Annotated in this window: 21 protein-coding genes; 10 read left to right on the top strand and 11 right to left on the bottom strand. The window is 40.7% G+C overall.

Annotated elements, in window-relative coordinates; all coding sequences use genetic code 11:
- The first annotated feature begins 25 nt into the window (after nucleotides 1–25).
- Entirely contained in the window at nucleotides 26–706 is a 681-nt protein-coding gene (locus G564_RS0107520) for a hypothetical protein (RefSeq protein ID WP_156879202.1), read from the top strand.
- A gap of 61 nt (nucleotides 707–767) precedes the next feature.
- Nucleotides 768–1,508 (top strand): 23S rRNA (guanosine(2251)-2'-O)-methyltransferase RlmB, encoded by a 741-nt coding sequence (rlmB, locus tag G564_RS0107515; protein WP_029037121.1) that lies wholly within the window; start codon nucleotides 768–770, stop codon nucleotides 1,506–1,508.
- Between the two features lie 23 nt (nucleotides 1,509–1,531).
- Here rlmB and G564_RS18825 read toward each other — a convergent pair whose 3' ends face one another.
- A complete protein-coding gene (locus G564_RS18825; RefSeq protein ID WP_037373675.1) occupies nucleotides 1,532–2,296 on the bottom strand; it encodes a rhomboid family intramembrane serine protease in 765 nt (254 codons plus the stop codon).
- Between the two features lie 175 nt (nucleotides 2,297–2,471).
- On the opposite strand from G564_RS18825, the gene G564_RS0107505 reads away from it, so the two are divergent.
- Nucleotides 2,472–3,749, top strand: a complete 1,278-nt coding sequence (locus G564_RS0107505) for a replication-associated recombination protein A (protein WP_029037120.1) — start codon at nucleotides 2,472–2,474, stop codon at nucleotides 3,747–3,749.
- Here G564_RS0107505 and G564_RS19860 read toward each other — a convergent pair.
- From G564_RS19860 to G564_RS0107470, 7 genes are read right to left on the bottom strand one after another with little or no spacing between them, the layout of a single operon-like run.
- The gene (locus tag G564_RS19860; protein ID WP_051205357.1) at nucleotides 3,743–4,564 is read right to left on the bottom strand and encodes a hypothetical protein; all 822 of its coding nucleotides are present in this window, start codon (nucleotides 4,562–4,564) and stop codon (nucleotides 3,743–3,745) included. The two genes, G564_RS0107505 and G564_RS19860, sit on opposite strands and share 7 nt — an antisense overlap.
- Nucleotides 4,561–5,958 (bottom strand): DUF5723 family protein, encoded by a 1,398-nt coding sequence (locus G564_RS0107495; protein ID WP_037373674.1) that lies wholly within the window; start codon nucleotides 5,956–5,958, stop codon nucleotides 4,561–4,563. Before G564_RS0107495 ends, G564_RS19860 begins: the two co-directional genes overlap by 4 nt.
- Before the next feature lie 2 nt (nucleotides 5,959–5,960).
- On the bottom strand, nucleotides 5,961–6,506 hold the full coding sequence (locus tag G564_RS0107490; protein WP_037373672.1) for a hypothetical protein: 546 nt from the start codon (nucleotides 6,504–6,506) through the stop codon (nucleotides 5,961–5,963).
- Between the two features lie 35 nt (nucleotides 6,507–6,541).
- Entirely contained in the window at nucleotides 6,542–7,231 is a 690-nt protein-coding gene (locus tag G564_RS0107485) for a YjjG family noncanonical pyrimidine nucleotidase (protein ID WP_029037117.1), read from the bottom strand.
- Nucleotides 7,218–8,507: a polysaccharide deacetylase family protein gene (locus G564_RS0107480; RefSeq protein ID WP_029037116.1), complete on the bottom strand. Its 1,290-nt coding sequence runs from the start codon at nucleotides 8,505–8,507 to the stop codon at nucleotides 7,218–7,220. Before G564_RS0107480 ends, G564_RS0107485 begins: the two co-directional genes overlap by 14 nt.
- A gap of 8 nt (nucleotides 8,508–8,515) precedes the next feature.
- Nucleotides 8,516–9,217, bottom strand: coding sequence for a RadC family protein (radC, locus tag G564_RS0107475; protein ID WP_029037115.1), 702 nt, complete (start codon nucleotides 9,215–9,217; stop codon nucleotides 8,516–8,518).
- Between the two features lie 51 nt (nucleotides 9,218–9,268).
- Nucleotides 9,269–10,624: a UDP-N-acetylmuramate--L-alanine ligase gene (locus tag G564_RS0107470; protein WP_029037114.1), complete on the bottom strand. Its 1,356-nt coding sequence runs from the start codon at nucleotides 10,622–10,624 to the stop codon at nucleotides 9,269–9,271.
- 354 nt (nucleotides 10,625–10,978) lie between these two features.
- On the opposite strand from G564_RS0107470, the gene G564_RS0107465 reads away from it, so the two are divergent.
- The 3 genes from G564_RS0107465 to G564_RS18815 are packed head-to-tail and all read left to right on the top strand — an operon-like array spanning nucleotide 10,979 to nucleotide 18,522.
- Nucleotides 10,979–15,865 carry a T9SS type B sorting domain-containing protein gene (locus G564_RS0107465; protein WP_084625603.1) on the top strand — a complete coding sequence of 1,629 codons (4,887 nt, stop codon included), beginning with the start codon at nucleotides 10,979–10,981 and terminating at the stop codon, nucleotides 15,863–15,865.
- A 20-nt stretch (nucleotides 15,866–15,885) separates the two neighbouring features.
- Nucleotides 15,886–16,824 carry a PorP/SprF family type IX secretion system membrane protein gene (locus tag G564_RS0107460; protein WP_029037112.1) on the top strand — a complete coding sequence of 313 codons (939 nt, stop codon included), beginning with the start codon at nucleotides 15,886–15,888 and terminating at the stop codon, nucleotides 16,822–16,824.
- A gap of 12 nt (nucleotides 16,825–16,836) precedes the next feature.
- Nucleotides 16,837–18,522 carry an OmpA family protein gene (locus G564_RS18815; protein WP_051205356.1) on the top strand — a complete coding sequence of 562 codons (1,686 nt, stop codon included), beginning with the start codon at nucleotides 16,837–16,839 and terminating at the stop codon, nucleotides 18,520–18,522.
- A gap of 83 nt (nucleotides 18,523–18,605) precedes the next feature.
- Here the strand turns inward: G564_RS18815 and G564_RS0107450 are convergent, their stop codons facing one another.
- From G564_RS0107450 to G564_RS20140, 3 genes are read right to left on the bottom strand one after another with little or no spacing between them, the layout of a single operon-like run.
- A complete protein-coding gene (locus G564_RS0107450; RefSeq protein ID WP_029037111.1) occupies nucleotides 18,606–19,127 on the bottom strand; it encodes a DUF4136 domain-containing protein in 522 nt (173 codons plus the stop codon).
- A 58-nt stretch (nucleotides 19,128–19,185) separates the two neighbouring features.
- Nucleotides 19,186–20,193: a GTPase ObgE gene (obgE, locus tag G564_RS0107445; RefSeq protein WP_029037110.1), complete on the bottom strand. Its 1,008-nt coding sequence runs from the start codon at nucleotides 20,191–20,193 to the stop codon at nucleotides 19,186–19,188.
- A gap of 29 nt (nucleotides 20,194–20,222) precedes the next feature.
- On the bottom strand, nucleotides 20,223–21,332 hold the full coding sequence (locus tag G564_RS20140) for an adenylate kinase (RefSeq protein ID WP_084625602.1): 1,110 nt from the start codon (nucleotides 21,330–21,332) through the stop codon (nucleotides 20,223–20,225).
- A 126-nt stretch (nucleotides 21,333–21,458) separates the two neighbouring features.
- Between G564_RS20140 and G564_RS0107435 the strand changes: the two genes are divergently transcribed.
- From G564_RS0107435 to G564_RS0107420, 4 genes are all read left to right on the top strand, one after another.
- Entirely contained in the window at nucleotides 21,459–22,616 is a 1,158-nt protein-coding gene (locus tag G564_RS0107435) for a 5-(carboxyamino)imidazole ribonucleotide synthase (protein WP_029037108.1), read from the top strand.
- Nucleotides 22,617–22,666: 50 nt separating this feature from the next.
- On the top strand, nucleotides 22,667–23,149 hold the full coding sequence (purE, locus tag G564_RS0107430; RefSeq protein ID WP_029037107.1) for a 5-(carboxyamino)imidazole ribonucleotide mutase: 483 nt from the start codon (nucleotides 22,667–22,669) through the stop codon (nucleotides 23,147–23,149).
- A 207-nt stretch (nucleotides 23,150–23,356) separates the two neighbouring features.
- A complete protein-coding gene (locus G564_RS0107425) occupies nucleotides 23,357–25,390 on the top strand; it encodes a M3 family metallopeptidase (protein WP_029037106.1) in 2,034 nt (677 codons plus the stop codon).
- A gap of 106 nt (nucleotides 25,391–25,496) precedes the next feature.
- Nucleotides 25,497–26,048, top strand: a complete 552-nt coding sequence (locus tag G564_RS0107420) for a sigma-70 family RNA polymerase sigma factor (protein WP_029037105.1) — start codon at nucleotides 25,497–25,499, stop codon at nucleotides 26,046–26,048.
- Nucleotides 26,049–26,171 lie beyond the last annotated feature (123 nt).

Below are 26,171 nucleotides of genomic sequence, written 5' to 3'. Positions count from 1 at the left end.
AACTTTAATCATTAAAAACTTGACGATGAAAAAATTTTTGTTAATTCTACTTTGTACGCCCGCTATAATGCTTGGGCAAAGTAGAGACCTTGGGCCAGGAAGCTCCATATTTGCTAATAACCTCGGAGACTTCGCCCTTCAAAAAATAGATAAGGTTTACAACAGTGAGTATTCCAACAATGTTAGTGGGGAAATCTACTTATTTGACGACTGGCAGCAATGCATCGTTAAGACTAACCTGAAGGAAGAAGGCTTAAATTTCGCAGTTCCCTGCAATTACAATCTTCTTACCGACCAATTTGAAATGAAAGTTGATAACGAGATCTATTTCCTCCAGCATGATGTCGTAGTTGAGATTCAACAAGGCAATAGAATATTTATTCCCAACAGAGATTTTGATGGAAAAAATAAAAAAGCCTATATGGAAGTATTGGGAGAAGGAGATAAATTTGATCTTGTAAAAATTTATGAGCTAAAGATCAAGGATGTCCAATCTAAAAGATCCTTAGGTCTTTATGAAAAGAAAATCTCGACTAAGGACCACTTGTTTTTTGTGGATCAACAGAATGATATTTTAATTGAAGTTCCCGGCTCCAAACGTAAGATCTATAACATTCTGGATTTAAACGAGGAGGAAAAAAAACAAATCAAAGGAAATATAAAGCGAACAGAAAATCTAATAGAGGCAGTAAGGCTGGCAAGTTAAAAACCCAATAAAGGAATAGCCACCCACTTCGGGTGGTTTTTTTTATTTCTATCTTTGCCAGATGAAAGAAAAAGAAACCACTACTATATACGGAATACGTGCTGTCATTGAAGCCATCCAGAACAACGAGACTATTGACAAGATCTATGTTCAGAAAGGCCTTAGCGGACAACTAATCCAGGAATTACAGCAAAAAACAAAATCGGGAGAATACAATCTTTCATATGTTCCGGTGGAAAAACTCAATAGACTGGTAAAAGGAAATCATCAGGGAGTAGTCGCAAAGATCTCCCCGGTTTCATTTTCAACAATAGAGGAAATAGTGGAAAAAGCTTTAGAAAAAGAAACCGCTCCCCTCTTTCTACTTTTGGACCAGATTGATGACGTAAGAAACTTTGGAGCTATAATTCGTACGGCAGAATGTTGCGGAGTAGATGGAATTATTATTCCTAAAAAAGGAGGAGCTCCCGTAACGGCCGATACTGTGAAAACATCAGCAGGAGCTATCTTCAATATTCCGTTAATCAAAGTTGACCATATTAAGGATGCTATTTATTACATGCAGGCTTCGGGTATTAAAGTAGTGGCAGCAACAGAAAAGACTGATGCCCTCCTCTACTCTACAGATCTTACTCAGCCTCTGGCTTTGATTATGGGAAATGAAGGAAAGGGAATATCAGATTCAGTGCTTAAACTTGCAGATGAAAAAGCGAAACTGCCCATGGAAGGCAGCATTGGATCCTTAAATGTTTCTGTGGCTTGTGGGGCATTTTTATATGAAGTGGTAAGACAAAGGCTTTAGACCAGTGGAGACGCGTGGACGTGCTATAGCGCGTCTCCACTATTTCTGCTATCTCCCTCTTCCCCTCTCTTTTTATAATGATAAATATATTGTGGCTCCTCATCGCCCTCGGGATTTTCAATGAAGTTCCCGTTTTCGTCGAAGTGCCTCATAAAAGGATCATCTTCCTCTTTATAGGTTTCCTTTTCCCACTCATATTTAGGTGCCCTGGCAATGTTCTGTTTGTAGATCACTGCAAAGATTAACCCTGAAAGTAAACCAGCTAAATGTCCTTCCCAGGAAATTTTAGGATCAATTGGAGTAATGTACCATAGTAAACCCCCGTAAAGGAAAACTACAATGAGAGAAAGAGCTACCAGCCGGTAATATTTTGAAAAAATACCTTTAAAGAATAGAAATCCCGCCAATAGATAAATAATTCCGGAAGCACCAATATGATATGCCGGCCTGCCAATAGACCAGGTAAGGATTCCGGAAAGTAAAAGCCCGAGAAGAAGAACTTTCCAGCTCAAATTTCGGTAAAAATAGAAAAGAGACATCGAAAGAACGAAGAGCGGAATAGTATTATTAAAAAGATGTTTTATATCGCTGTGAATGAAAGGAGAAAAGATCACCCCCCGAAGACCTTCCACTCTTCTGGGATAGACCCCAAAAGAAGTGAAGTCCCATCCAAATCTTATTTCCATCCAAAAAACAATCCAGAGTAAAAGCACAAAAAGCAACGGATAACCGAGAACTCCGGTGGTAAAGACAAATGGATCTTTTAAATGCTCTCGCTGTCTTTTCATATTAATTATATAACAAAAATTCAACCACTGATAAGCGGACCTGACAAGACCATCCAAAAATGCCTTTTTTGACTACCTATTTTTTACATCACTCAATTGTGACTGCCAGATCGTCATTATTCAAATTCGGCTCTGAAACTTTTCTGCAGCAAAGGCAATTTACTATTTTTACTCAATGAATATACCACTGGCCGAAAGATTAAGACCACGTAACCTTGACGATTACCTAAGTCAGCAGCACCTGGTAGGACCCGAAGCTGCCCTGAGGAAACAGATCAAAAGAGACATTATTCCTAGTATGATCTTTTGGGGCCCTCCCGGTGTTGGCAAAACCACCCTGGCAAATATTATTGCTACAGAATCTGGCAGACCATTTTTTACCCTGAGCGCCATTAGTAGCGGAGTAAAAGATGTCCGGGAGGTGATCGAAAAGGCTAAAAAAAGTGATGGATTATTTACTACCAAAAATCCGATACTTTTTATTGATGAGATCCACCGTTTCAGCAAATCACAGCAGGATTCCTTGTTGGGTGCTGTAGAAAAGGGCTGGATCACACTTATTGGTGCCACTACAGAAAATCCGAGTTTCGAGGTTATTCCCGCGTTGCTTTCCCGCAGCCAGGTATATGTTCTTAATCCTTTTTCCAAAGAAGATCTGGTCGATCTGCTTCAAAGAGCGATGAAGGAGGACGAAATTATTTCTAAAAAGGAAATTGAACTTAAAGAAACTGAGGCATTACTTCGTCTTAGTGGGGGTGACGCCCGGAAACTGCTCAACATTTTTGAACTCATAGTCACTTCCGAGGAAGAGGATAAGGTTGTTATCACCAACAAAATGGTACTGCATAAAGTACAGCAAAACACAGTACTATATGATAAGACCGGAGAACAGCATTATGATATTATTTCAGCTTTTATAAAATCTATTAGAGGGAGTGATCCTAATGCAGCAGTTTACTGGCTCGCCAGGATGATCGAAGGTGGTGAGGACGTAAAATTCATTGCCCGCAGATTGTTGGTTCTAGCTGCCGAGGATATTGGAAATGCAAATCCGACAGCTTTAATCCTTGCTAACAATACTTTTCAGGCTGTTTCTACCATTGGATTTCCGGAGTCGCGCATCATCTTAAGCCAGTGTTGTATTTACCTGGCCACTTCTCCTAAGTCTAACGCTTCCTATATGGCCATTAACGAGGCTCAGGCGTTGGTAAGAAAAACCGGCGACTTACCTGTACCTCTTGCTATTCGAAATGCCCCCACAAAACTGATGAAGGATTTAGGATACGGAGAGGATTATAAATATGCCCATAGCTACAAAAATAATTTTGCCGCTGCCGAATTCCTTCCGAAGGAAATTGCAAACACTACTTTATTCCACCCCGGAAATAATCAGCGGGAACAGGCACAGAGAGATTTTCTTCAGAAAAGATGGAAAGGCAAATACGGTTATTGAGACTGAAGCTTATAAATTACGGATACCAGTTGCTGACTTTCGGGATCAAGATATTCTACAATAAGATTTCCTGAGGTGTCAAAAAAGGCATTTCCGGATATATTTCCGGAAGCATATAAATAATTATTCCCGCTTTTGGATTTCAGAAGCTTTGCAAATATTTCATCACTGCCCTCTTTATATAGATCAAAACCGGCAGAAGTATTTTTTAATATATACCTCAAGGGTCCATTGGTGAATATTTTCTCTTCGGAAGCATAATTAATTCCCGAAGCTTCTCCGAAAGATTTCTCTTCAGCCTCGAAAGAATCAATTTCTTTAGCGGTGACTACAGGATCAATGATCACTTCCTCAGTTTCCTCCGAAGCAGGTTCAACCACGTCTTCAGCTTCAGTATTTAATTTTTTAACGGCAGATCTTTCCAAAGAGTCAAAGGCACTCCTTAAAGCCTCATGATAAGAATTCTTGAAATCTTTTTCCCTGCTCACCCCGATTGCGGAAGTAAAAACAATCTCATTTTTGCAATTTTGCAGTGTAAAATATAACCTGGTCCTAAATAATCCCGAATCGCTGTACACATTAGCCTGTAGCACATCGCAGGGATCAATTCCTTTTGTAATATTGTCTCTGTACAGCACTTCAAAACCTTTCTTCTCAAAAAGAAAAGCAGTCAGCGCATTTAGCTGATACTGGTTCTCCTCTTTTAAAAATTCAAATTGCACAGGTACTTTAATATAATTGTACTCCTGAAGATTTTGTCCCTGTGCAGAAGCGATTAAACTAATAGAAAATATCAGTAATAAAACTCTTTTCATTCTCTACTAAACAAAAGCTGAAAACCTAATTGCACAGAAGCATTACGGGCTTTTGCAAGATTAGTATAATCAAGCAGGTTATCTGCAGCAAGATAAACATTAAAGTTGTACAATTTTGCAGAGACCATTAATCCAATATTTGAAAACGAATAAGAATCTGCAGTATAGGTGAACTTAGCACGTAGATTTTCGTTAAAAGTCCGATCATAATAGAGCGTTGTAGCATAATTGAGTCCCCGCGGCCTCTTCATTGCAAAAACCTGAGCCCCAATATGGTTGTAGTATCTCCTCCTTCCCATTGGCCTGTAACAATTACATGGCTCGGCATTCTCATAGAAACCGTAATCTATGGAAGCATTAATTTTAACCGGCCGCCAGGTAATATAAGAATTAGTAAGAGTTTCATCCTTTAAATTCCGGTCCAGATCATCTTCCCATTCGTCCCAGTAAGAAGGAGCATTATTACCCGGGAAAAGTAGTTGTATTCCATCTGTTTGATAGTTCCCATAGTACCGGTAATTTTCAACATTTTTAGAATGTCTTATAAAACCTATATCGAGTATACTTCCGGTTACCCGGTATTGATCTGACGGGTACCAGGTAAATCCTGCATCTAAACCTAATCCCAGATTCCCTCCCAAAAATGCTCTTTTTCCAATCTTACTTAGGGTACCAATCCCGGAAGGGTTTTCAGCATCCAGTAAATCTGCATAACCTGCCGTATTAATGAGGACATCAACACCGTTCATATAATGCCGGTAAATATTAGGACCTTCAGGCGAAAGTTCTGTCCTGAACGTTCCTTTGTTGCCAACGCTATAGGAATTAAATACTCCTGAATAAATTTTTCCCCGAAAACCATAATTAAGATCTTCTGAATAGTAATTTGTAAAGCCTATATGAAAAACATTCAGCGCATCTGCAGTAAATGCAGCATCAGAAAAATTGAAGTTTTTTCCGATGTAATTCTTATTACCTTCATATGCCAGCAAGGCAGGATCTTTTGGAAAATAAAGGAAAGCATCCAGTTCCTGATATATTCCCGCGGTATAGTATCTTCTTTTTTGGTCACGCCAACCTATCGAAAATATTTCAAGTTGTTGATTAACAGTGAAAAAATCTCTCCGCGTCATTTTAAACAATGATCTTCTAATGCGATCGTTAACTGAACCTCCCTCCTGAAAAATATCATAAAGACTCACACCGGAAGATCCTGCCGATAAATGGATCTGAGAGAGTAGCGGCAAACCAATATGCATATCAAAATTGGTTTCCCCACCGGGATTTGTCAGAAGATTTTGGGGTAAATCGTCGAAGTTGTATATGAGCTGTTTATTTTGAGCCGAAGCCGACAGAGAGATAAACCATATGAAGACCAGGAGCTTTATTCTCATCCTCAAAATTCAAAGTAAAAAAAGCCCCGTGATTGGAGCTGGAGTTCTCCGTCAACAAAGGGTCCGCTATGGGTGGTGATCTCCACTGACATTTTTATACTTCTTCTAATTTTATTTATTTGATCTTCATTAATGATATCGGTGTAATTTACTTTTGCCGGCGAATCGGTGGTGCCGGCAGGAATAGGTATTAAAATCTCATGTTGTACGCCATTACCTTCTGAAAGCAACTTTATTACCGCCACGAATTCTCTTTGAAAACTATTTGTAAATCTGAAATTGAGATTGGCACTTTTAAGGTTGTTCTGAATATAATCGTCATCAAGAAAATCCAGGCGGGTTACGTCTGCAGCCCGCAGACGGTTATTTTGTTCTCCTGTAAAATCTTCACTGGTGAGATTGAAGAAAATCAGATCGAGCGATGCCTGAGGGGGAAGTACAATTTCCTCATACTGGCCAAGATCCACATCCTTGACACAAGAAAAAAGCAGCAGGATAAACAGGAAAAATGCTGAGAAAAATTTTATTTTGACAAGGGGCTTTTTCATATGGCTGTATTTCAAACGAATAGCCGGGTTAATTATTACAGGTATTTAAGCAATTCTTTCATTTCAATTATTTGATGATGATCTTCGGAAAATTCTGCCTTGTAATAATTATATAAAATGGCTTCCATTCCAAAACCTTTTGCTCCCAAAATATCCGCTTCCAGGTTATCTCCAATCATAATACTTTCGGAGACCTTAGCAGAGGCACTTTGCAAGGCTGTTTCAAAGATCCTGCGATGTGGTTTCTTTACCCCCACATCTTCGGACGTGGTAATTGTTTTAAAGTATTTCAGAATTCCTGAACTTTCCATCTTTCTACGCTGTACCTCCTTAAATCCATTTGTGATAATATGAAGCTCATAAACAGGATGCAAATAATCAAGAATTTCAATTGTACCTTCAAGCAGATGATTATGATGGGGCAAATGATCAATATAATCAATACTAAGCTGTTCAATTTTTTCATCTGTCACATTAATCTCTAAACCATCAAAAGATTTCTTAAGCCTCCCATAACGAAGATCTTCCTTGGTAACTTTGTCCTCCCGGTAAAGCTTCCAGTAAGACTCATTTATTGGTGTGTAAACCTCAAGAAAAGATTCCAGTCGCACCATGATCTCGTGCTTTTTAAATATCGATTCAAAGGCCAGCCCCGAATTCTTATCAAAATCCCACAGCGTGTGATCGAGGTCAAAAAAGATATGTTTGATATTATTGAATTTCATTTACAAGTTTTAAAATGCGGTAATTTCTTTTAGAATTGGCATATTCTGCAAAATCTGTATTTGCAAATATTGAAATTAAATGGCCGTTTACCAGTTTGATTTGTCGTTTAATTTCCAGAACCTTATACTCTATTTCAGATTCTTTTATTTTATTAAGGGCTTCAATGTTGACGGCGTATGGATGCAACAACAGAGGAGTTGTAACTTCAAAATTCAGATCATAAAATAAAAAGGGCGTGCAGGTTCCTGCCCGAAAGCCCAGGGCTTCGGTATAACCCATTGAATAATCATTTTTAAAATCCAATTCGACCATGTGATTATAAGTATCAGGCAAAAGGAGGTTGTAATGATTATTGATAGCACTCACCACAGGTCTCTTTACAATGTCCTCCAGGCGTTTCTTTTCCTCTTTAAGCACTTTAAATTTTTGGTTGGCGTAATAACCAGGCTGCAGCCCCACCTCAGCATAGTCTGCAACAGATTTGATCAAACTTTGAAATTCCAGACGATTGTGATTAATATTTCTGTCATAAGTAGAAAAATCACTCACCTGGAATAGGAAAGTCATTGACACTTTATGTTTTTTGAGGAACCTTATGAGACGGGAGTAAATATCATAGGGATCCTTTTTGAATTTCAGCATTACCTGCAACCGGTGTAGCACATACTTGGGTTTTAACTGTAGTAAATCTACCAGCCATCCCAGTACCACTCTTACAATCCCTTTTTTCTTATAACAGTAGGCTTCCGTTACTGTAATTATATTTTCAGCCTTAAACTGTTTTTCAGGAAAATCGTAAGATGGAAACCGGTCTTTAAGCAGACTCCTGAATTTGTGCGCCCAAATATCTATTACCGGCTTATCAAGAAAATCCTCCTGAAAAGCAACACTTTCACTGGCCTGGAATCTTCCGGCCTTATCTTTCACGTGGGGCAGGTATTCTTCATAGCGACTAAGCAGGTAAAAAGAAGCAGCAAAAATGTCAAAAGGTACAGAGCTTGTTTCCCCTACTGAAAAAAAGCAGGGAATTCCATCCCAATCCTGCACCTTCACTTCCAGATCGCTCATCCCCTGTTCGAGAAGAAGATCAACGTTTTGTATAAAAACTTCGTTAGCGAGATTTTGTTTTCCATAAGATAATTTCATTCCCTCATGGGCAACAAATTCCTCTATTTTTGAGGTAAAACCAACTTGTACACCCAGGATTTGGGTGCAAACATGTTTAAAAACATAAGTAATTCGGGGCGTAATTTTTTGAGTATAGACCAGTAGCATAAGTGGAGTTATAGCAAGCCTTCATCAGCAAAGCTATAGTAAGATTTTTCGGTTATTATAATATGGTCAAGGACTTTAATATCAAGACTTTCTCCCGCGGTTTTAAATTTCTGCGTCAGCTGCTTATCTGCTGCACTGGGATTTAAATTGCCCGAAGGATGATTGTGAACAAGAATGGTGGCTGTGGCTCCTAAATGCAATGCCTGCTTAAAGGCAAGTCTTATATCTACCAAAGTTCCTGTAATCCCACCTTTGCTTAATGCATATCTGTCAATAACCTTATTAGAATTATTAAGATAGATTACATGGAATTCCTCGTGAGGAAGCTCTCCAATTACAGGTTGCATTAGTTCAAAAACTGATGAACTTGAGGATATCTTTTTCTTTTCCAGGGCCTCTTCTGCTCTCCGTCTGCGTCCCAGTTCAAGAGCAGCAACAATGGTCAAAGCTTTAGCCTGTCCTATTCCTTTATTCTCCATGAGGTCTTTAACAGAAAGTCTGCCGAGCTCATTAAGATTATTGCCCGCTTTCCCAAGGATCTTTTGACAAAGTTCCACGGCAGTCTCATTGCGACTGCCCGAACCAATAAGAATAGCTAGTAGTTCGGCATTAGAGAGAAATTCCCTTCCCTTCTGAAGAAGCTTTTCCCGTGGCCTGTCTTCTTCTGCCCAATTTTTAATTGTAAAAGATGTTGATTTTACAGAATCCATTTTACGAATTTCCTTAAAGATAAGAAAAGGAAGTAATTCGCAGAGGCTCCTTTAGTTAATCCAGTCTTTTATTTCGTCAAAGTCAAGTCCTCCATAATTTCCACTGCTCATAAGTAGTAGCACTGATTGATGATAATTTTGTTCTTTCAGAAATTTTCTGAAGCGCTCGGCATTTGTGTAGACCACAAGATCCTTTCTATTAAAAGAATTAAAGATCTGCTCCTCTGTAATGGGATCCAGTTTTTTATTCTCAACAGCTTCGGGGGAGAAAAAAACCACAGCTTTGTCTGCCGCATCGAGGGTATCCTTGTATTGTTCTAGAAATTCAGAATTTAAGCTACTATAGGTATGTAATTCCAGGCAGGCGAGAACTTGTTTAGAGGTATATTGAGCTTTAACAGCTTCTGTAGTTGCTTTAACTTTGGAAGGACTATGAGCAAAATCCTTGTACACTATAGCTTTTCTGGATTCTGCGATCTTTTCCAGTCGCTTAGACGCTCCCTTGAAGGAAGCTATAGCTTCATAAAAGTCTTCCTCATCTATTCCCATGTGCTGACAGATCCATTTGGCCCCGGCAAGGTTCTGAAGATTATGGGCGCCAAAAATTGCTACAGGCATATCTCCTTCCGGAGTATTTAAAAAAGTTTGTTCCTTATCCACGTGAAATTCGGGAGTACGGTAAGGATGTTTTCTGATAGTGTTGGTTGTTTCCTCCACCAGCTTTTTCAAAAGCGGATCTTCCTCGTTGTACACCAGGATTCCTCCTTTTACAATGGAATCAATAAAAATCCTGAATTGATCCAGATAATTTTCAAAAGTGGGAAAAACATTAATATGATCCCATGCAATGCCACTAAGTAATGCAATATTAGGCTGGTATAAATGGAATTTTGGACGGGGATCAATGGGTGAAGAAAGATATTCATCACCTTCCAGTACAATAAAATCCGTATCGTCTGAAAGTTGTACCATGGTGTCAAATCCCTCCAGTTGTGCACCCACCATAAAATCAACCTCCTTTTGATGGTATTTTAGCACGTGTAAGATCATGGAAGTAATAGTAGTTTTACCATGAGAACCTCCTATTACCACTCTGGTTTTTTCTTTGGATTGTTCAAAAAGAAATTCAGGATAAGAATATACAGGTATACCGGCCTCCTGAGCTGCCAGCAACTCCGGATTGTCTTTACGGGCATGCATTCCCAGAATAACGGCATCAACATTTTTCTGAATTTTTTCAGGAAACCAGCCATATTCTTCTGGAAGCAAATTTTGTTTGGCCAGTCGGGACCGGGATGGTTCATAGATCATATCGTCACTGCCGGTTATTTTGTATCCTTTTTGTTGCAATGCCAGAGCCAGATTGTGCATTGCACTGCCTCCTATAGCAATAAAATGTAAATGCATTTTGAAATTTTGAGTAAATATAAATGTTTAGAAAGGATGGGGAATTGAAATTTACCGAAAAAGAAATGGAAAATTGTGTAACAATTCCTGGATAAATAGGTCCAACTGTGAGTAAGAATTTCCCGATGAAGGGAATAGTTAACAAGTTATGTGTAAAAAAAATCCTAAAAATGTTTTATTAACGAAAAAATTGTACTTTTAACGCTCCCTACTTCAACGAAATACACAGCTTTGCGCTGAGCCCCCTTAGACTCCATCCTTAACAGGAGTTTAAGTTTTAATATGAATGATTAATTTATATTTGAACCGTAAAAACCTTTAATGAAAATCGATTTAATTTAACACTTTGAGCCTATGCGAATTTTTACTCTGGGTAAAATGAGAGTACCATTACTCTTTTTTGCCTTTATTTTATTTAGCGGAACCACGATGTATGGACAGGACTGTCCTACCGTAGATAGTGGAGATTCCCTACAGTTTTTCTGTGATTCACAGGAAGCTGTTGTTGGAGATTTGGTAGTAACCACGGGAACAGATGTAGTGTGGTATTCAAGTCAGACCACCTCCACATCAATTCCAAATACTACCTCCTTAGTTAGTGGCACCTACTATGCTGGAACAAGTTCTGACAACTGTCAGGGCACACGTGCGGAAGTTACCGTCCAAATTGCAAGCGAACCTGAAATTTTAGGAATTAAAGCTTCCACTACTCCTACCAGCTCGGCAAATAGAAAACAGTCATTATCTGTTATCGGTGTTTGTGTGGCAGATGTTGAAAATCCAGGTTTATATATTGAGGATTTGAGAACAAACGCTGAAAACGAAGACAATGTAAGATGGTATTACAGCAGAACTTCCACTGATCCTATCCCTGCGGGTACTGAGCTTCAGAATAATACTGATTATTTTGCAGCAGTATATTCACCCGAAGGAGATTGTGAGACCAACAGAAGGAAAACCACTGTTCAGTTTTATTCAGAACCAGCTCCCACCGGACCGGCAGCACAGGAATTCTGCGCTATAGACGATCCGACTCTTGCAGACATTGAGGCGACGGGAACTAATAGATATTTTAGCACTGCAACTTCCCAAACAGAATTAAGTTCCAGCACACCTCTTGTAGATGGAAGAACTTATTACGTATCTGCAGTTGGTGAAGATTGTGAGAGTATTGCCAGACTAGCAGTAACTGTTACTGTTATCGAACCACAAGATCTTGGAACTCCGGAACCGGGAATTGTTTGTGAACTCGATGTAGATGAAACTTTTCCGAGTATTGACGCCATTGAAAATTATCTTTTAGGGTTATTGGCTGAAGGAGTTCCAACTGACGGAACATTTAGTCCTACAGCAGAACAACTTGCCAATCAATACCAAAATGACGAGGACGGTCTGGGAGATTTCACCACAACATATACAGTAGGTTGTGACCAGGTAGATCTTACCATAACAATTATTGAGGCATTAGATGCCAATGCAGGAGATGATGTTACAATTGAATTGGACCTGAACGATTCTGCTATAGATCTATACAACTATATTTCTGGAGTAGGTGCAATTGAAACGGGATTCTTTGTTGAATATCCCGATGGCAATTTCGATCCTGCAGCCGAAGGAGAAGGAACTTATACTGTTACTTATACTGTAGATGAAACTTCCGGTTGTATTGTGGGTAGCGATTCTGCCACATTTACCATTATAGTCGCTCCTTGCACGGCTAATGCAGGTGCGGATGTTGACGCAGATCTATGTCAGTCTGAGGCCGAGGCTCTTGCAGTACAACTGTCTACTGCACAGTCAGAAGAAGAGATGAATGCCATTTTAGCCTCCTACTTTGGAGAAAGAGATACTGACGGCACATTTACCGGAGATCCTGCAGCCGAACTTATTTTAAAATACAATACCGGAGTATATCCATTTACTGTTTCCACAACCTACATTGTGGGGGAAGGAGTATGTGAGGATCAGGCAGAGATTACAGTAACTGTATATGAGGATGTATATGCCGGCGAGGATGCAAGCATAACATTAAATTCTGATGACGCTCCTGTTAACCTTTTCGACCTTTTGGGAGATAACGCTGAGGAAGGCGGAACATGGAGTTCCGGAGATGGAATTTTTGATCCGGCTACAGATTCACCGGGAACTTATACTTATACCGTTGGAGACGGCTGTACAGATTCAGCCGATGTTGTCGTTACAGTTACCTCTGATCCTGTAGATCCTACAGATCCAGGTGATGCAACGGGATACGCTATTGTTTGTGAAGCTGATGTAGATACTTTTTTTCCAAGCTATGATGAAATTAGAAAATTTTATTTAAGACTTCTTCCTGAAGGAGTAGCCACTAATGGAACTTTTAATCCTACGCCGAGACAGATTAGTGAAATGTATCAGGCCGATGAAGACGGATTGGGGGAATTTACAACTGTATATACAGTAAATGGAGATTCATACGAGCTGACAGTGAATATTGTTACTGAAGCTAATGCAGGAGAAGATGCCTCTATTACCGTTAATGAGGATGATGCTCCGGTAGATCTTTTCGCTCTGCTTGGTCCGGATGCTCAACAAGGTGGAACCTGGAGTTCCGGAAATGGGACTTTTGATCCGGCTACAGATGAAGCAGGCACTTTCACCTACACCGTAGGTTATGAAACTTGTATGGATTCAGCTACTGTTACTGTAAATGTAACAACAGATCCGACAGATCCAACAGATCCTACCACACCAGGTACCGGTTATGCCATAGTTTGTGAAGGAGATGTAGATACTCTCTTCCCAAGTTTCGACGAAATAAGGAAGTTCTATTTAAGGCTGCTCCCGTCGGGTGTACCTACTACCGGAACATTTAATCCTACTCCACAACAAATTTCTGAAATGTATCAGGCAGATGAAGATGGTTTGGGAGAATTTACAACTGTTTATACAGTAAATGGAGATTCATATGAGCTGACTGTGAACATTGTTACTGATGCTAATGCGGGAGAGGATGCAACTTTTACCGTTAATGAAGATGATGCTCCGGTAGATCTTTTCGCTCTACTTGGTCCAGATGCTCAACAAGGCGGAGTCTGGAGTTCCGGAAATGGGACTTTTGATCCGGCTACAGATGAAGCAGGTACTTTCACCTACACCGTAGGTTATGAAACTTGTATGGATTCAGCTACTGTTACAGTTAACGTAACTACAGATCCAACAGATCCTTGCGAGGGTGTGGTGGATGCAGGAACAGATACAAGTACTACAGTTTGTGAAACCGATGTTCAGGCAACCTTTCCTAGTGTGGATGAAATCAGAAAGTTCTATTTGAACCTACTAGATTCCGGAATTGACAGAACCGGTACTTTAAGCCCAACTGCTGCTCAGATTGCCGCCATGTATCAGGCTGATGAAGATGGTTTAGGAGACTTTACCACTACATATACCCTTACTGATGGAGAGTGTTCAGACTCTGTTCAGCTTACAGTGACTATAATTGCCGTTGAAGAAGCAAATGCAGGCACTATCGACAATTTCACGGTATGTGTAAGCGACAACACACTTGATCTATTCGCATATTTAGCGGATGATTCTTCTCAAGGTGGTAGATTTTTTGACGCAGACGGAAATGAGATAAACAATGGAGCTCTTGATGTTTCTGTAGAAGGTGATTACACAATTACCTATACAGTTAGCGAAGATGATCAGGGCGCATGTGTCACAGGTACAGATTCAACAGATTTCACAGTTACTGTTGGAGAGAATACCGCAAACGCCGGGGCAGATAACTCAATTGAAGTTTGTAACTCAGAAGTTGAAAATTTAAGTAACTCAGGAGTTAGAAATCTTTATCTGAATCTTCTTGAGGCTGGAGTTGATAGGAACGGAACATTCAATCCGACTATTCAGCAAATTATCGACCAATACAATATCAATAGTAGATTCGGTGATTTCACAACTACTTACACGGTAGGTACTGGACAGTGCGTAGACTCTGCTGTTCTTACTGTAACAGTTCTTGAAAATCCCGATGCCGGTCAAAGTGCTACTGTGAACCTTGAAGAAGATGCTACTGAAACAGTAGATCTATTCGCTGAACTTGGAGGAACTCCGGAGACAGGTGGAACATGGACCTTCGGCGGAGAAGAAGTTGATGGAACATTTGATCCCGCAACAGACGATGAAGGTGTTTACACCTATACAGTGACAGGTGACAACGGATGTTCAGCATCAGCTACAGTTACCGTAGTTGTAGGAACAGTAGAACCAAATTGTCCTGAAGTAACTCAAACAGAACAAACTTTCTGTGACGGTGCTCCAACTATAGCCGATCTTTTACCTGCAGGAGTGCTTTGGTACTCTTCTGTAGATGCAGCGACACCACTTGATGCAACTACTGCTCTGGTTGATGGAAGCGTATATTTTGCCGGTGACGCGGAAGGAACCTGCGACGACAGACCTTCTGTTACTGTTACAATTTCTACCACTCCAGACGCCCCAACAGTTACCGACTTCACAGGATGTGTTGTTGAAGGTGCTACCGTGGCCGACCTGGATATTACAGGAGAAGATGGTGCTACTTTCGACGTGTTCACAAATGCAGAACTTACAGAGCCTGCAGCCGGTACAGATGTGTTGACAGAGGGAACTTACTATGTGACCCAAACTAACACAGCAGGTTGTGAGTCTGATGCTGCAATGATTGAAGTAACTCTTGAAGACAGCACTGCTCCTACGCTTGAAGCGGGAGGAAATGTCTTCTGTGAATTTGATGGAGCTACCATTGCAGACCTTCAGGAAAATGTATCCGGATCGGGAACGATTACCTGGTATGCTACGGCTACAGGAACACAAACAGTTCCTTCGTCCACAGTACTGCAAAATAACACTACCTACTATGCAGCGTCTACAGATGCTACTACCGGATGTGAAAGTTCTGAAAGACTGCCGGTGACAGTTACTCTTGAAGTTTGCGAGATCATTATCCCTGAGGCCTTTTCTCCAAACGGAGATGGAATAAATGACCGTTTTGTCATTGAGAACCTGGCTTCAGAATATCCAAACTTTAACCTGGAGATCTACAACCGCTGGGGAGAACCTGTTTACAAAGGAAATTCTTCTACCCCCGAATGGGATGGAGTTTCAACCGAAGGATCTTTTGGAAGCGGAGTACTACCTGCAGGTGTATATTTCTACATCCTGTATTTCAATGATGGACAAACCGCACCTACTCAAGGTAGATTGTACTTAAGCAGATAATTTTGAAATATTCAAAACACATGAGAAATTCTTTTATAAAAATTTTTACAGTTGTTTGCATTGCCCTTTTTTCACTAAAGGGTAATGCACAACAAGACCCAATGTATACCCAATACATGTATAACATGAGCGTGATCAATCCCGCTTATGCAATAGATGACCTGGGAATGCTAAACGTGGGAGGTCTATACAGAAATCAATGGGCCGGAATGGAAGGCGCACCGGAAACAGCTAATTTCTTTGCTCATACCGGTCTTACCGAGAGGCTGGAAGTTGGTCTTTCCATTGTTCATGATGAAATTGGTGACATTGTTAAAGAAAACAACCTATACGCAGACGTAGCTTATGTTCTGCCGGTTACTGAATCTTCAAAATTATCTTTTGGAGTAAAGGCAGGGGTTACCTTCTTTGATGCCGACCTTAGCAGACTTAGAACAAATGAGGCTAATGACCCCGCAATGCAAAACATAAGCGAGGCATTTCCAAATTTTGGAGTAGGTGCTTACTGGTTTGGAGAGAAGTATTATGTTGGTCTTTCAGCACCAAATATCTTCACATCAAAACACCTGGAGAACGAAACAGGATTGGCCCGTTTGGGTGAGGAAAATATTCATTACTTCCTAACAGGAGGTTATGTCTTCGATCTTAACCCAAACCTGAAACTAAAACCTGCCTTTATGGCCCGTGCCGTGGAAGGAGCTCCTCTTTCGGTTGATGTTACTGCAAACGTGCTTCTTTATAACCGTTTTGAAGCCGGGGTGGCATACCGTTTCGATGAAACCGTCAGCGGACTTGTAAACTTCAGGGTTACTCCGGAGCTTCGTATAGGTTATGCATATGACTATACTACAGGAAACCTGGGTGATTTCAACGACGGAACCCATGAGATCATGGTGTTGTTCGACCTTGACCTGCTAGGCCTTTCAAAAGGTTATAACGTATCCCCAAGATTCTTCTAAAACCTAAGACACATGAAAAAACTTTATACCATACTTTTCACAATACTTGTTGGATTCTCGGCCTTTGCCCAGAGTTCACAGGTTAAGAAAGCAGACAGGCTCTTTAACCAAAGAGCTTTTATGGATGCTTCTGAAGAATACCGCCTGGTTCAGGATAAGGATCAAAAAGTTCTTGAAAATCTTGCCGATTCCTATTTCTTTACCAACAGGATGAAGAATGCGGCGGAAACTTACAGATTATTATTTCTGAGACATGAAGGAAGTACTGCACCTGAATATAAATTCAGGTTTGCCCATGCCCTTCGTGCAACCGGTGAAAATGAAGAAGCCGATAAGTACCTCAGCGAATATCTGGGACAAGAAGTTGATTTCGAGGAGTGGTCCAGTAAGTTAGATACTACAGTATCCCACACTTATACTACCAACCAGGTAATGCAAAATGCTGCATCCTCAGACTTTGGAATTACTTTTATGGGAGACCGTATTGTTTTCGCATCTACGCGAAACTCAGCACGCCCTATCTACAAATGGAACAACAAACCATATTTGGATCTTTATGTAGCCGACATTGATAATGAAGGAAAGCTAAGCAACATTTCTCTGTTCAATGACAAGATCAATACTGATACTCATGAGAGCTCTGCATCTTTTTCAAACGACGGAACTGTAATGTATTTTGACCGTACCAACTCAAGAAGAGTAAAAGTGGATTGGGCAGATGTTCCGGTGGCAACTATCAGGATCTATCGTGCCGAGCTTGTTGACGGAGAGTGGACAAATATTGAAGCTTTACCTTTTACCAGCGACCAGTACTCTACAGAACACCCAACCCTAAGCGAGGATGGTTCAACTTTGTACTTTGCCAGTGATATGCCGGGTTCTTTAGGTTCTTTCGACATCTACAGCGTTTCTGTAAATGATGATGGAACTTTCGGACAACCTGTAAATCTTGGTCCTAATGTGAACACTGCTAACAGGGAACAATTCCCTTATATCGCTAACGACGGAACTCTCTATTTCACATCTGACGGGCATGTTGGTTTTGGAAATCTTGATGTTTTCAAAAGTGAACAATCCAACGGCACTTTTGGAGAAGCGCAGAATCTTGGCGCCACTCTAAACAGTGAGTTTGATGATTTCGCCTTTGTACTTAGAGAAGGAGAAGAAAAAGGTTACCTCGCTTCAAACAGAAGAGGTTCAGATAACCTGTATGCTTTCACAAGAGAAGACTACACTCCTCCAGTTCTACCTAAGGAAATTAGTGAGATCAATCCTGATACAGGAAGAAGACAAATTGCAGGTGTAGGAAACATCTACTTTGACTTTGACAAGGCCACTATTAAGCCAGAATCTGAGCCTACGCTTAACAAAGTAGCTGAGATCATGAAAAACTTCCCATCTCTTAAAATCGAGATAGGTTCTCATGCCGATGCCCGTGGTAGTGATCAATACAATATGAAGCTTTCACAGAGACGTGCAGAAGCTACTTTGGAGTATCTGGTTAACCAGGGTATTGACAGAAGCAGACTAACTGCTAAAGGATTTGGTGAAAGTATGCCGCTTAATGATTGTACAAAACCAACCGGTTGTACAAACGAGCAGTATGCAAGAAACCGTAGAAGTGAGTTCACCGAAATCACCGGAAAAACTCCTACGCAACCCGAAGAAGAATCGGGAGTTTACGAAAACCAGGAATAATTTTATACGTTACTAACTAACCAACCAAACAGGCCCCGGGAAACCGGGGCCTGTTTTTTTATAAGAAAAGATGTAGGTTTAAATTACCTTTTTGGAGGATAAGCTTTGAAGGCTTCTTCCACTATTTTATTAAAGCGTCTCTGTCTTTCTTCAGGATTGGCATTAAAATCAAATTTACTATCTACAACAGCCTGCCACACCAAGGCATCTGTACTTACATCAATAAGATCAAAAGTAAGTCTAAGATATGTCTCAGGACCTCCGAGGGGGATTCCGCCACTCACTCCTACCCCGACATTTCTTCCGGTGCCACCCAGCCCGATTCCCAGACTGTTACGGCTTTGCTCCCGGTACTCTTCAGTATAGACATTAAGGTAAAGATCGGGATTCGAAGAAAATGACAAACTCTCATTTGTCAATTGCCCCTCAATGGCAGTCATTAAACGCTTCTCGTCTAACTGGCTCAGACCACTGCGCAATTCCGGATAAATAGCAACTGAATTATATGCTGTAAAATCTGCCTGTTCGTCGTAGTCATAGACTGCCTGTGTACCACTACATGCAGATAATACAAGGCAGAGAAAAAAAAGTTTTAGAAATTTCATAAAGTGTTTTTCCTAAATTTAAAGAAAACACAACTGAATACTAAGAGATTAACATGAATTAAACAGCTTCCCTGTTCAGCATTTCCCAGAGCTTATCCTTTAATTCTGTCAGCCCCTGTTGAGCAACAGACGAAATAAAGAGGTATGGCTCATCAAAGGTCTTATCCAGCTCTGTCTTCATTTCGGCTCTTAATTCACTGTCCAGCATATCGCTTTTTGAGATAGCAATAAGTCTGTCTTTATCCAGCATCTCGGGATTGTAGCGTCTTAACTCGTCTACCAGTATCTCGTACTGCTTCCTGATATCTTTAGCATCTGCAGGAATTAGAAACAACAGTGTGGAATTTCTTTCAATATGTCTCAGGAAACGATGACCAATTCCTCTCCCCTCGGCTGCACCTTCAATGATGCCGGGAATATCGGCTACTACGAATGTCTTAAAGTCGCGATATTCGACTATTCCAAGGTTAGGCTTAAGGGTGGTAAATTCGTAATCGGCTATTTTTGGTTTAGCCGCTGTGATCACTGAAAGTAAAGTAGATTTTCCTGCATTGGGAAAGCCTACAAGACCAACATCGGCTAATATTTTCAGCTCCAGAGTGACATCACGTTCTTCGCCGGGAATACCCGGTTGGGCATATCGCGGCGTTTGATTGGTAGATGATTTGAAGTGCCAGTTTCCCAGTCCTCCCTTTCCGCCTTCGGCAATTACAACTTCCTGCCCGTCCTCTGTGATCTCATGAAGGATATTCTGAGTCTCGGTGTCACGGATTACAGTTCCCAGGGGCACCTCAACATATTGATCTTCTCCATCGGCTCCTGTACTGCGTTGTTTGCTCCCATGTTCTCCATGGCCGGCTTTCACATGGCGTTTAAATTTTAAGTGAAAAAGCGTCCAAAGATTCTTATTGCCTTTAAGGATCACATGTCCTCCACGCCCGCCGTCACCACCATCGGGACCGCCTTTAGCTACATATTTTTCCCGGTGTAAATGAGCAGACCCCTTCCCCCCGTTTCCGGAAGCTACGTGGATCTTCACGTAATCAACAAAATTCCCTTCAGTCATATTTTTATCTTATCCGGAGTCCGGAAATTTTAGACCAACCGGTCTATAACATCTTTTAAACGGGAGGTGATCTCATCAATAGAGCCCACACCGTCAACGCCGTAAAATTTATTCTCCTTGAGGTAAAATTGTTTTAAGATAGCAGTTTCTTCGTAATAAACTTTAATTCTTTTTCGAATTACCAGTTCATTGGCGTCATCTGGTCTCCCTGAAGTTTTTCCGCGTTCCAGTAAGCGCTCCACCAGAATCTCGTCATCTACTTCCAGTGCGATCATGGCGCTAACCTGCGTTCCTTCCTCATTAAGAAATTCTTCAAGAGCTTCGGCCTGTGCCACAGTTCGTGGAAACCCGTCAAAAATAAAACCGTTTCCTTCGCTTGCCTGCCTCACTTCAGCTTTAAGCATATCAATGGTTACACTATCAGGTACTAACTGACCTTTGTCCATATAGGCTTTCGCCAGTTTTCCCAACTCGGTTTCATTTTTAATGTTATATCTAAACACATCTCCCGTTGAAATATGCTTTAAATTATAGTATTCTTTAAGAATAGTCGCCTGAGTGCCTTTTCCGGCTCCCGGAGGTCCAAATAACACGAGGTTGGTCATTTTATTTTCTTTTAATTTATACACCTGGGTAAGATTTCTTCCCAGTCCGTTGTAATCCAAACCGAAACCTACAATAAAATCATTGGGAATTTCCATTCCCACATAATCGATATGAAGGTCCTTTTTATAAGATGCAGGCTTATAAAATAAAGTAGCAATTTTGTATTGATTAACCTGTTCTTTTAATAATATCCCATGAATGCTTTCCAGGGTATTACCTGTATCAACAATATCCTCGATGACTACCACATTTCTTCCTTTTAGAGACTCGGTAAGTCCCATCAAAGATTCTACTTTTCCGGTAGTGCCGGTACCGTCGTAAGAGCTAAGCTTGACAAAATTAACCTCACAATCCCCTTCAAACCTCTTAATAAGTTCTGCTGCGAATAGAAAAGCGCCGTTAAGAACACCTAGAAATAAAGGATTTTTTCCAGCAAAGTCCGCATTAATTTGTGCGGCCACTTTTTCAATGCCAGCTTCAATCTCGGCTTCAGAAATAAAAGGTGTAAATTGTAGATCGTGTAATTGTACCAAACGAAAATATTTTTGGGAAGCAAAGATACATATTCCATTCAACTCATTATGTCACATCTGCGCATTTCTGAGTGAATCCTGCGGCATTTCAGTTTTTTAAAATTATTTTTGCTGAAAGACAGATTAATGAACAACTATTTTTCTTCAGATTTCACCCTTGGGATCCTTGGCGGAGGCCAGTTAGGAAAAATGCTGCTGTACGAGACCCGAAAATATGATATCAGGACCATTGTCCTTGATCCCAGTGCCGAAGCTCCCTGCCGAATCTCCTGTAATGAATTTACTCAGGGAGATCTCATGGATTTTGAAACAGTCGTCAATTTTGGAAGAAAAGCAGATATAATAACCTTTGAAATTGAGGGGGTCAATGTTGATGCATTAAAGAAACTCGAAGCTGAAGGAAAAAAAGTCTATCCTTCCTCTAAAACCCTGGAGCGTATTCAGGATAAAGGGGTGCAAAAAGATTTCTACAGCAGTCATGGAATTCCAACGGCCGCTTTCAAGAAATACCCCTCAAAAATTACATTTTTGGAAGGTCTTGAGAAAGGAGAAATTTCCCTGCCGTTAGTCTGGAAAAGTACCACGGGAGGCTATGACGGGAAAGGCGTAGCAGTTATCAGGGATCAGTCCGCTGCCGAAGCTTTACCCGAAATTCCTTGTATCGCAGAAGAGCTTATCCCTTTCAAAAATGAACTTGCAGTGATCGTGGCACGAAATCCTTCAGGAGAAGTAAAAACTTATCCGGTGGTAGAAATGGAGTTCCATCCTGAAGCCAATCAGGTAGAATATGTGATCTGTCCGGCCCGGATTGACGCTTCCGTAGCTAAAAAAGCACGGGAGATTGCTGAAAAAGTTTCAGAAGCTTTTGAACATGTAGGTTTACTTGCCGTGGAAATGTTTCAGACGAAAAATGATGAAATCCTCGTCAATGAGGTAGCTCCGCGTCCACACAACAGCGGACATTACAGCATAGAAGCAGCGTTTACAAACCAGTTTGAGCAACACCTAAGAGCAATTTTAGATCTGCCTTTGGGTGAAACTGAGAGCAAAGCCGGCGGAGTAATGGTTAATTTGGTAGGAGAAGAAGGATATACCGGAAATGTGGTTTACGAAAACATCGCCGAAATCCTTAAATTGAATGGGGTTACTCCCCACATTTACGGAAAAAGGATCACCCGTCCTTTTAGAAAAATGGGACATGTTACTATTGTAAACGCCGATCTTTCTGAAGCAAGAAGAATTGCTGAAGAAGTTAAAAAGAAGATAAGAGTAATAAGTGAATAAATACCAGACCTCATAGATTTGACAACTTGTGAGGTCTTAAATATATCAATATGAGCAAAATAGGGATCATCATGGGCAGTACCAGCGACATGCCGGTAATGCAGGAAGCAATTGACATTTTAGCTTCTTTTGGAATAGAGACAGAGGTAGATATCGTTTCTGCTCACCGCACTCCCGATAAACTTTTCGATTATGGAAAGAATGCCCATAACAGAGATATAGCTGTTATTATTGCAGGGGCAGGCGGGGCAGCCCATCTTCCCGGAATGATCGCCTCCCTCTCCCCTCTTCCGGTAATTGGTGTTCCTGTAAAATCCAGCAATTCGATCGATGGCTGGGATTCTGTCCTGTCCATATTACAAATGCCCGGCGGAGTTCCGGTGGCCACAGTAGCTCTTAATGGCGCAAAAAATGCTGGAATTCTCGCCGCCCAGATCCTTGGTAGTTCAGATTTGAAAATACTTCAGAAAATTGTAGATTACAAAGAAGGCCTGAAGCAAAAAGTAATAGAAGGCGCAAAGAAAATTAAATAGTAAAGCCACGCTCTCGCGTGGCTTTAAAGTAGCATTTTGTTGTTTTAATAGTATTTATTAACCATTCTAAATATATTAATCAAAAACCTAAAAGCTACTGTCTTTAATATTTTCGAAATGTGAAGTAAAGAATAATTTTTAGAATTTCCCAATTTTTTCTGAAAATTTAGTTAAAGTACACACTTTTAGGTTAAAATGAGATACAGCATGATGAAAGAAAATCCGCTTTTGGAGCCGTTTGATACTGCTCCATTTATGAAGATAAAGACTGAACATTACAAGCCTGCCATTGAAGAAGCTATAAGTCTGGCAAGGGCAGATATTGAAAAAATCACCAGATCTACAGAAGTACCGACTTTTGAAAACACTATAGAAGCTCTTGAATTCGCCGGAGAAAAGCTGGACCGAATTACAAGTATTTTCTTTAATATCAATTCGGCCGAAACGAACGATAAAATTCAGAAGCTGGCGCAGGAAATTTCACCAGTATTGACCGATTTCAAAAATGATGTCATTCAGGATGCCGAACTCTTCAGTAAAGTTAAAGCGGTTTACGACAAAAAAGATTCCCTGGAGCTCAATATTGAACAAAAAACCTTGCTGGACAAGAAATATAAAATGTTCACCAGGAATGGTGCAAATCTAAATTCTGAAAAAAAACAGGAGCTGCGCGAACTGGACAAGAAACTTGCTGCATTGAGTCTCAATTTTGGAGAAAACGTTCTGGCAGAAACGAACCGCTACGAACTTCATATCACCAAAGAAGAAGATCTTGACGGGTTACCGAAAGGAATAAGAACCGCCGCCAGGATGCTGGCCAAAGAAAAAAATAAGGAAGGCTGGATCTTCAATCTCCACTACCCCAGCTATATTCCTTTTATGAAGTACGCGAAGAACCGGGAGCTGCGTAAGCAACTGGCAATTGCCTTTGGAGCAAAAGGATTTCACGGGGATGAATTGGACAACAGGGAAAATGTACTGCAAATAGTCAAACTCCGTCACCAAAAAGCCAATCTTCTCGGTTACCAAACTTATGCCCATTTTAAACTAGAGGAGCGCATGGCCGAGACTCCCGAAAAAGTTAATTCCTTTATGGAGGAACTACTGAAAAAAGCAAAGCCCGCAGCCGAAAAGGAATTTAAGGAACTGGAAGATTTCGCAAAAGACCTGGATCAAATTGACCGCCTGGAGAAATGGGATGCAGCCTATTATTCCGAAAAATTAAAACAAAAACTTTTCGATCTTGATGACGAGCAGCTAAAACCTTATTTCGAGCTTAATAAGGTAATCGATGGAGTTTTTATAGTAGCCGAAAAACTGTACGGACTTAAATTCAAACAAGTATTTGAAGTTGAAGTATATCATCCGGAGGTAAATACTTATATGGTAACCGATGAAGACGGAAAGGAAATCGCACTGTTTTATGCCGACTTTCATCCCCGGGAAGGGAAACGTGGCGGAGCCTGGATGACTTCCTATAAATCCCAGTACCGGCAAAATGGAGAAGATGAGCGACCTCACATTTCTATTGTGTGTAATTTCACTAAACCTACAGATGAGGAGCCGTCTTTACTTACCTTCAATGAAGTGACTACACTTTTCCATGAATTTGGCCATGCGCTTCACGGAATGCTGGCCAATACCATCTACCCCAGCATATCGGGAACCAATGTATTCTGGGATTTCGTGGAATTACCGAGTCAGGTGCTGGAAAACTGGTGTTATGAAAAAGATGCTCTAAAACTTTTTGCTAAACACTTTGAAACAGGCGAGGTTATTCCAGATGAACTCATTCAGAAAATAAAAGATTCCGCTACTTTTCATGAGGGAATGGCTACACTAAGACAGTTGAGTTTCGGAATGCTTGACATGAGCTGGCATAGCAAAGACCCTTCAGGAATTACAGATGTGAAAGCTCATGAAGAAAAGGCTTTTGAATCCACACAATTATATCCTGAAGTGAAGGAAAATTGCATGAGTACTTCTTTTTCACATATCTTTCAGGGAGGCTATGCAGCAGGATATTATTCTTATAAATGGGCAGAGGTTTTGGATGCAGATGCATTCGAATTCTTTACCGAAAATGGCATTTTTGACAGGGAAACAGCTAATAAATTCCGGGAAACAATTCTATCACAAGGAGGCACGGAGCATCCGTTAACCCTGTACAAACGCTTCAGAGGGAAAGAAGCTGCCCCGGAAGCATTATTACGACGGGCAGGATTGCTTCCGAAGAAATAGAAGATCGGAATACCCCTGACTTCCGCAGCATTAGAAAAGGTTTGGTGAAACTTCAGAAAGTATTAACCAAATCTTTTCCTATTTTTGAGAGACACCAGCCACCAAGATGGAAGAAAACGTTCTTAACCCCGATAAATGGGTTGACAGGTATGCAGATTACCTGTTCAACTATACCATTGTGCGCGTAAATGACCGGGAAGTGGCGAATGATATTATTTCGGAAACTTTTTTGGCAGGCCTTAATTCCATGAAGAATTTTAAGGGCGATGCTACAGAAAGAACCTGGCTTATCTCAATTTTAAAGCGAAAGATCATTGATCATTACCGCAGGATCAATTCCGGTAAGGGACAGGCCGAGGTAAAGATGAATTTCCCGAATAGTGAGGATGAAGGAGACTGGCTGGAAGAGAAGGTGGCAGATCTTTCTGACATGACTGCCGAAGATCGTATGGAAAATACCGAACTGGGGCTCGCAATTCTTGAATGCCTGGATCAACTTAATGAAAAACAGGCCCAGATCTTTAAAATGAAAACAATTGACGGAATTGATACAGAAACCATCTGTAATGAATTTAATATAAGTCCGTCTAACCTTTGGGTGATTATTCACAGAGCCAGAACTTCTCTGGCTAAATGCCTGGAGAAAAACTGGTTTTAATATGAAGGGATTAAGTCTTATGAAACTAAGTTGTGCAGAAGCAGCAAGCCTTTGCACCAAAGCCGAATACCGGGAGGCAAATCTCAAAGAGAAATTAAGGCTTAAGCTCCATATATATTTATG

Source organism: Salinimicrobium xinjiangense DSM 19287, assembly GCF_000423585.1.
Classification (GTDB): domain Bacteria; phylum Bacteroidota; class Bacteroidia; order Flavobacteriales; family Flavobacteriaceae; genus Salinimicrobium; species Salinimicrobium xinjiangense.
This window is presented reverse-complemented; position numbering and strand designations above follow the sequence as displayed.

Coding starts and splice junctions, on each gene's coding strand:
- G564_RS0107520 (WP_156879202.1), top strand. CDS start 26: ATGAAAAAATTTTTGTTAATTCTACTTTGTACGCCCGCTATAATGCTT.
- rlmB (WP_029037121.1), top strand. CDS start 768: ATGAAAGAAAAAGAAACCACTACTATATACGGAATACGTGCTGTCATT.
- G564_RS18825 (WP_037373675.1), bottom strand. CDS start 2,296: ATGAAAAGACAGCGAGAGCATTTAAAAGATCCATTTGTCTTTACCACC.
- G564_RS0107505 (WP_029037120.1), top strand. CDS start 2,472: ATGAATATACCACTGGCCGAAAGATTAAGACCACGTAACCTTGACGAT.
- G564_RS19860 (WP_051205357.1), bottom strand. CDS start 4,564: ATGAAAAGAGTTTTATTACTGATATTTTCTATTAGTTTAATCGCTTCT.
- G564_RS0107495 (WP_037373674.1), bottom strand. CDS start 5,958: ATGAGAATAAAGCTCCTGGTCTTCATATGGTTTATCTCTCTGTCGGCT.
- G564_RS0107490 (WP_037373672.1), bottom strand. CDS start 6,506: ATGAAAAAGCCCCTTGTCAAAATAAAATTTTTCTCAGCATTTTTCCTG.
- G564_RS0107485 (WP_029037117.1), bottom strand. CDS start 7,231: ATGAAATTCAATAATATCAAACATATCTTTTTTGACCTCGATCACACG.
- G564_RS0107480 (WP_029037116.1), bottom strand. CDS start 8,507: ATGCTACTGGTCTATACTCAAAAAATTACGCCCCGAATTACTTATGTT.
- radC (WP_029037115.1), bottom strand. CDS start 9,217: ATGGATTCTGTAAAATCAACATCTTTTACAATTAAAAATTGGGCAGAA.
- G564_RS0107470 (WP_029037114.1), bottom strand. CDS start 10,624: ATGCATTTACATTTTATTGCTATAGGAGGCAGTGCAATGCACAATCTG.
- G564_RS0107465 (WP_084625603.1), top strand. CDS start 10,979: ATGCGAATTTTTACTCTGGGTAAAATGAGAGTACCATTACTCTTTTTT.
- G564_RS0107460 (WP_029037112.1), top strand. CDS start 15,886: ATGAGAAATTCTTTTATAAAAATTTTTACAGTTGTTTGCATTGCCCTT.
- G564_RS18815 (WP_051205356.1), top strand. CDS start 16,837: ATGAAAAAACTTTATACCATACTTTTCACAATACTTGTTGGATTCTCG.
- G564_RS0107450 (WP_029037111.1), bottom strand. CDS start 19,127: ATGAAATTTCTAAAACTTTTTTTTCTCTGCCTTGTATTATCTGCATGT.
- obgE (WP_029037110.1), bottom strand. CDS start 20,193: ATGACTGAAGGGAATTTTGTTGATTACGTGAAGATCCACGTAGCTTCC.
- G564_RS0107435 (WP_029037108.1), top strand. CDS start 21,459: ATGAACAACTATTTTTCTTCAGATTTCACCCTTGGGATCCTTGGCGGA.
- purE (WP_029037107.1), top strand. CDS start 22,667: ATGAGCAAAATAGGGATCATCATGGGCAGTACCAGCGACATGCCGGTA.
- G564_RS0107425 (WP_029037106.1), top strand. CDS start 23,357: ATGATGAAAGAAAATCCGCTTTTGGAGCCGTTTGATACTGCTCCATTT.
- G564_RS0107420 (WP_029037105.1), top strand. CDS start 25,497: ATGGAAGAAAACGTTCTTAACCCCGATAAATGGGTTGACAGGTATGCA.